This window comes from Phormidium pseudopriestleyi FRX01 (genome assembly GCF_017313335.1).
In the GTDB taxonomy this organism is placed as follows: Bacteria; Cyanobacteriota; Cyanobacteriia; order Cyanobacteriales; family Laspinemataceae; genus Laspinema; species Laspinema pseudopriestleyi.
The window spans coordinates 1-6,431 of record NZ_JAFLQW010000644.1; the positions used below are offsets into that span (position 1 = coordinate 1).

Here is a 6,431-nt window from a genome sequence, read left to right on the forward strand (position 1 = left end):
CTCAACGAGAGAATCGGCGACAAGAGGTGATTGTCCTGGTGACGCCTCAGATTTTGGATGATTCGGAGAATGCGGGGTTTGGTTATGGGTATGCCCCTGGACAGGAAGTCCAGCAAATGCTGAATCAAAATCGGTAATTTTCTATCCTTGAGGTCACCCCACTCCCGGCTTCTATTCCTTTAGATTTATTTTTTGGGGTGGCTTCCGGGAATAGAATCGAGAATTAATAAAACCTCCTGTAAGATAAAACGCAGGAGGTTTTATTCTTTAAAAGGGTTTTAGGAAGGTAGTTGTAGCAACAATTGTATTACGAGTAGTAAATTTTTTGAATGGATCCATTGGTGCAACCCTGGGGGAAAATGAAAAAAAAATCCTCAAATCTATATAAATTAAAGGTTTCACCGATCCATATTGGGTTGACACCCTTTAGAATAATGCAGTGAAAAGTCGAATCAGTGGGAGTTTCAGCGATTTATTTCGGCTTCCTCCCTTAAACTACCTAAGAGACCTACTGAATTGCTGTGGCAATAGAGGTCCCTTGGATTCGCTCAACTTAACCTGTACGGAGTAACAAAATGAACAAAGGTGAACTCGTCGATGTTGTGGCTGAGAAGGCTAACGTCACCAAAAAACAAGCGGATGCGGTGCTGACTGCGGCCCTTGAGGCGATTATCGAAGCGGTCTCCTCTGGGGATAAAGTCACCCTGGTGGGATTTGGCTCGTTTGAAGCTCGTGAGCGCAAAGCTCGTGAAGGTCGCAACCCCAAAACCGGCGACAAAATGGAAATCCCAGCAACCAAGGTCCCTGCCTTCTCTGCTGGTAAGGCCTTTAAAGAAAAAGTCGCTCCTAAGTAAGGGAGTCATATCCCGATCGCCCTTTGAATCAGCCAAAGCATGGGGGGAATTTAGCCTGGGCCGCAATTCTGGCAGGCTGTCCCCCTTCCTCTATCCTCGATTTCTCGGCCAGCATCAGTCCTTTGGGGCCGCCCCCATCGGTCAATGCGGCCATTCACAGTCACTTGAGCGAACTGCGAAACTACCCTGACCCGAGCTACTATTCCTTGCGATCGCAGTTGGGTCAGGCTTGCAGTCTGGCTCCTGAGTGGATCCTGCCTGGTAATGGGGCGGCAGAGTTGTTAACCTGGGCGGGATGGGAATTATCCACCCTGCCTACTACATTTCTGTTAACCCCCGCTTTTGGCGATTACCGTCGGTGTCTGCAAACCTTTGGCGCAACGGTCGTTGACTGTCCCCTGTTGGGAGATGAGGAAGGGGAATTCCTGGGGGTGGATGAAGCTACGGCTCAAGCCCCCTCGGGACTGGATTGCCTCATTCCTAAATTGCAGCAACAGAAAGCCCCCGGGGGTCTGTTGCTGAATAATCCTCACAATCCGACGGGAAAACTGTTTTCAAAAGCTGCGATTCTGCCCTATCTGGAGCATTTTGCTCTGGTGGTGGTGGATGAAGCCTTTATGGATTTTCTCCCCCCAGGGGACCAGGAAAGTCTGGTGACAGTGGTTCAGGATTATCCGAATTTAGTGATTCTGCGATCGCTGACTAAGTTTTACTCGATGCCTGGACTCCGCCTAGGATATGCGATCGCCCATCCCGATCGCCTCCAACGCTGGCAACAGTGGCGCGACCCTTGGCCGGTCAATATCCTAGCCGCCGCTGCCGGGGAAGCAGTGGTGCAGGATACGGCCTTTCAGGAACAAACTTGGACCTGGTTGCCTCCCGCGCGATCGCAGTTGTTTGATGGGTTAGCCGGAATCCCGGGATTGCAGCCCCTGCCTTCATCTGCAAATTTCTTACTGGTGCGATCGCATCATTCCTGTTCCCAACTGCAACAGGATTTACTCACCCGTCACCGCATCCTGATCCGCGACTGCCTGAGCTTTCCGGAACTCGGCGATCGGTATTTCCGCGTTGCTGTGCGTCTACCGGAAGAAAACCAGCGCCTAATTGCCGCCTTAACCGATATTCTGTCTTAGATTGGGGAATCGAACAACGTGAGCTTGGATTACGATTTAGTCGTCATTGGCGGCACTCGCCCGGGAATAGAAGCGGCGATCGCTGCCGCTAAACTGCAAGCGCGAGTGGCCCTGGTCCAACCGCCCCAACAGGCAGTCAATGCCCCTCCGTTCTCTGAAGGGACCGGACCGATACAAACAGCGGAGTTATTTGATTCCCCTTCGATTCTCTGGGGTGCGCCATTTCCAAAGGACCGCCAGGAACTGGCCCGGGCCTTGAAGCAGTCAACCCAGGCCCTGGCATCCCTAGGAGAAGAACGCTCTCCGGCAGTTCTAGCGTCTCTCGGCATTGATGTGATTGCGGAGGCGGGAGAGTTTATTGGATTACCACAACTAGCTTTAGATGTCAAGATTAGACGACTGATTTCTCGCCATTATTTATTAGCCCCCAGTTTTCGGTCAGCGATTCCTGACATTCCGGGACTGGCAACCACGGGATACCTGACTCGGGAAACCTTCCATCACCTCACAGAGGGAACCCTCCCGAATACCATTGCAATTATTGGCAGCGATCCGAATGGTATTGAACTGGGGCAGATTTTAGTTCGGTTAGGAATTGCCGTGACACTGATCACTTCTGCACCCCAGATATTGCCGAAAGAAGACCCAGAAGCGGCCCAACTGATTCAGGCACAACTCGAAGCAGATGGCATTCTTGTCCTGACAGATACTCCAGTCATTGCCGTTGAATCGAGTCCAGGGAAAAAGATTATTCAGACTAAAAATCGGGCGATCGCCTGCGATGAAATTTTCCTCGCCTGTGGATTCCAATCCAATATTGACCGGCTAAACTTAGAAAGCGTAGGCGTGAAATTCTACCAGACCCCTTTGGGTCAAAGAGTGCAACTCAACTCTAAATTACAAACGACAAACCCGCGCATCTATGGTTGTGGGAACCTAGCAGGCGGCTATCCCCTCGTTAATGTAGCCCGACATGAAGCTGAAATCGCGGTCAAAAATGCCTTGTTTTTCCCCCGTCATCGGGTTAATTATTGGGGCATTCCCTGGGCCTTCCAGACTTATCCTGAAATTGCCCGAGTTGGACTGACTGAACCCCAAGCGAAACGTCGATATGATGATGTGGTTGTTTTGAAACAATATTTCAAAGGCATTGCTGGGGGTCGATTGCAGGAAGAAACAACGGGTTTTTGTAAGGTATTGGTCCGGAAAAACGGAGAGATTTTGGGCGCTCATATTTTGGGACCTAGAGCATCGGAACTGATTCACAGTTTTGCTTTAGGGATGAAAAATCAACTAAAGGTTGAGGCGATCGCAACTTTACCCCATATTTGGCCCAGTCTCTCTGAAATTAATCAACAAACTGCCGAACTCTGGCAGGAGGGACGGTTCAAAGATAATACGTTCTGGCAAAACGTTCTTGACATTTGGTTTAATTGGCGGCGATAATTCCCTGACCCAGGTATAAACAGTTATAAACCAGGGAATCATGGTGTTTAGTCAAGAGTGCGGGTTGACTTTATTTAATCTCTATCTCATCTCTTAAAAAGGGCAAACAGACGGTATATGAAAATTCTGGGAATTTCCGGTTACTATCACGATAGCGCGGCAGCTTTAGTGATTGAGGGCGATATTATTGCAGCGGCACAGGAAGAAAGATTTTCGAGGAAAAAGCATGATGCTCGATTTCCCCAGAGTGCGATTTCCTATTGTCTTCAAGAGGCGAATCTCTCCCTCAATGAGTTAGACCAAATTATATTTTATGATAAACCTCTGGTTAAATTTGAGCGGCTGTTAGAAACCTATTTGTCTTATGCGCCGAAAGGGTTTCGTTCCTTTATTACCGCCATGCCAGTTTGGTTAAAAGAGAAACTTTATTTAAAAACAATTTTAAAACAAGAATTGGCTAAATTGGCCGGATGCAAAACCTCCCAATTGCCTCAGCTTTTATTTACGGAACATCACCAAGCTCACGCGGCGAGTGCATTTTTTCCGAGTCCGTTTCAACGGGCGGCAGTGATGTGTTTGGATGGGGTGGGGGAATGGGCAACAACTTCGGTTTGGTTAGGAGATGGCAATCAACTGATTCCGCAATGGGAAATTGATTTTCCCCACTCTCTAGGATTGCTCTATTCGGCGTTTACTTACTATACCGGATTTAAGGTGAATTCGGGGGAGTACAAATTGATGGGTTTAGCGCCTTATGGCGAACCCAAATATATTGATAAAATCTTGAATCATTTAATTGATTTAAGAGATGATGGCACCTTCCGGTTGAATATGGATTATTTCAACTATGCGACAGGGTTAACCATGACCAATCGCAAGTTTGATGCGTTATTTGGAGGACCGCCTCGCCGTGCGGAGGGGAAGTTAACTCAGAAAGAAATGGATATTGCTAGTTCGATTCAATATGTCACGGAAGAGGTGGTATTGCGTCTGGCAAAAACAGTTCATAAAGAGTTAGAAGCGGATTATTTGTGTTTGGCTGGAGGGGTGGCGTTAAATTGTGTTGCTAATGGTAGACTGTTGCGGGAAGGTCCATTTAAAGGGATTTGGATTCAACCGGCAGCAGGAGATGCAGGAGGAGCATTAGGGGCGGCGTTGGCAGGTTGGTATCAGTATGGTGAACAACCTCGGGTGGTGAATGGGGCGGTTGGAGAGTCGCCGGGGAAAAATTTGACCGTGGGCGATCGCATGAAAGGGTCTTATTTAGGACCCAAGTTTGGGGATGAGGAAATCCGGTCCTATTTGGATACAGTTCAGGCGAAATATTATCGGTTAGAGGATGATGAATTGTTGCCTCGGTTAGGGGGAATTTTAGCTGATGAAAATGTGGTGGGATGGTTCCAAGGACGGATGGAATTTGGTCCTCGGGCGTTAGGCGGGCGATCGATTATTGGGGACCCGCGTAGTGCTAAAATGCAATCGGTGATGAACCTGAAGATTAAATATCGGGAGTCCTTTCGACCTTTTGCCCCTTCGGTATTAAGCGATCGCGTTTCTGATTATTTTGAGATGGATTCGGCGAGTCCTTATATGTTGCTAGTGGCAACGGTGAAAGAGGGGTTACGGATTGCGATGACAGCGGAACAGGAGTTATTATTTGGGATTGAGAAACTGAATGTGCCGCGATCGCAACTCCCAGCGGTGACTCATGTGGATTATTCCGCCCGGATTCAAACGGTGCATCCAGAAACTAATCCTCGTTACTATGAGTTAATCCGTCAATTTGAAGCAAAAACCGGCTGTGGGGTGTTGGTGAATACTTCCTTTAATGTGCGCGGTGAACCGATTGTTTGTACCCCAGAAGATGCCTATCGCTGTTTTATGCGGACGGAGATGGATTATTTGGTGATTGAGAATTTCTTGTTACCGAAGAGTGAGCAAATTCCTTGGAAACAGGATGAGTCTTGGAAGCAAGAATTTGAGTTGGATTAAGTGGGAAAAAGCCTGACTGTGCGGGCTGATTTTGAGAACAAGCTCTTTTATTGTTGATGGCTGATGCCTGGGTTATGACTCATACGATTCCGAAGCTGGATAAAAAAGGATTACGTGAATTTGGACTGGTTACCGGGGCGATTTTTGTGGGATTATTTGGGTTATTAATTCCCTGGATTCGCGAGCATTCTCTCCCAATTTGGCCTTGGATTGTGGCGGGAGTGTTGTGGGTTTGGGCGTTAATTGCTCCGAAAACTTTAGAACCGGTTTATTACGGGTGGATGAAAGTTGGGCTGGTTCTAGGGGCGATTAATAGCCGAATTATTTTAGGGATTATTTTCTATTTGCTGTTGATGCCGATGGGATTAGCCATGCGCTGGCTGTTTAAGAAAGACCCAATGGCACGGGCGTTGGATGTGAAGCTGGAAAGTTACCGGGTTTTTAGCACACTAAGAAATCGAGAAAGTATGGAGAGACCTTTTTAATGTTTGAAGCAACTTGGGATTTTATTAAGGATTTATGGGGATTTTTAAGGGAGCGTAAAAAATACTGGTTGGCTCCTTTAATTATTACGTTGGTGTTACTGGGTGCGGTGATTGTGTTGACTCAGGCATCGGCGATCGCCCCGTTTATTTACACGTTGTTTTAACGGTTGCCTGTCTAGTAATTGTAGGGTGGGCACTGCCCACCGTACTTCAGGTGGGCAGTGCCCACCCTACTTCAAAAAATGTACTCGGGAGCAAGATACTCCCACTCCTGGGGAACTTTTATTTTATTCATTGAAATTGGCTGATAAATTCATGAAAAAATTGAGTGAGTTCCCCAAAAAATTGCCTGGAATTGTTAAAATTGCTTTAATTAACTTAGTTTTTTTAGCAATTTTTATCGAGTTAGGGGCAGCGGCGTTATATTGGAGTAAATATAAACAACTGTTTTATACTCGCAGCGATCGCCAAACCGACGAGGCGATCGCCCAGTTGGGATTGCCGATTAATCAAACCGC

At 47.4% G+C, this 6,431-nt stretch carries 5 protein-coding genes and 2 pseudogenes; all 7 read left to right on the forward strand.

The features are described from left to right. Positions 1-572 precede the first annotated feature (572 nt). Positions 573-854, forward strand: a pseudogene (locus tag J0895_RS24275) (HU family DNA-binding protein); the annotation flags it as partial. A 23-nt stretch (positions 855-877) separates the two neighbouring features. After that, positions 878-1,990: a threonine-phosphate decarboxylase CobD gene (cobD, locus tag J0895_RS24280; protein WP_207090557.1), complete on the forward strand. Its 1,113-nt coding sequence runs from the start codon at positions 878-880 to the stop codon at positions 1,988-1,990. A gap of 18 nt (positions 1,991-2,008) precedes the next feature. Continuing rightward, complete coding sequence (locus J0895_RS24285; RefSeq protein ID WP_207090558.1) at positions 2,009-3,436, forward strand: FAD-dependent oxidoreductase; 1,428 nt, start codon at positions 2,009-2,011, stop codon at positions 3,434-3,436. A gap of 117 nt (positions 3,437-3,553) precedes the next feature. After that, positions 3,554-5,428 (forward strand): carbamoyltransferase family protein, encoded by a 1,875-nt coding sequence (locus J0895_RS24290; RefSeq protein ID WP_207090559.1) that lies wholly within the window; start codon positions 3,554-3,556, stop codon positions 5,426-5,428. Positions 5,429-5,484: 56 nt separating this feature from the next. Further along, complete coding sequence (locus J0895_RS24295) at positions 5,485-5,913, forward strand: SxtJ family membrane protein (RefSeq protein ID WP_242541569.1); 429 nt, start codon at positions 5,485-5,487, stop codon at positions 5,911-5,913. Then, positions 5,913-6,077 (forward strand): DUF5989 family protein, encoded by a 165-nt coding sequence (locus tag J0895_RS24300; RefSeq protein WP_207090560.1) that lies wholly within the window; start codon positions 5,913-5,915, stop codon positions 6,075-6,077. Before J0895_RS24295 ends, J0895_RS24300 begins: the two co-directional genes overlap by 1 nt. A 151-nt stretch (positions 6,078-6,228) precedes the next feature. Continuing rightward, positions 6,229-6,431 (forward strand): annotated as a pseudogene (locus J0895_RS24305) (hypothetical protein); the annotation flags it as partial.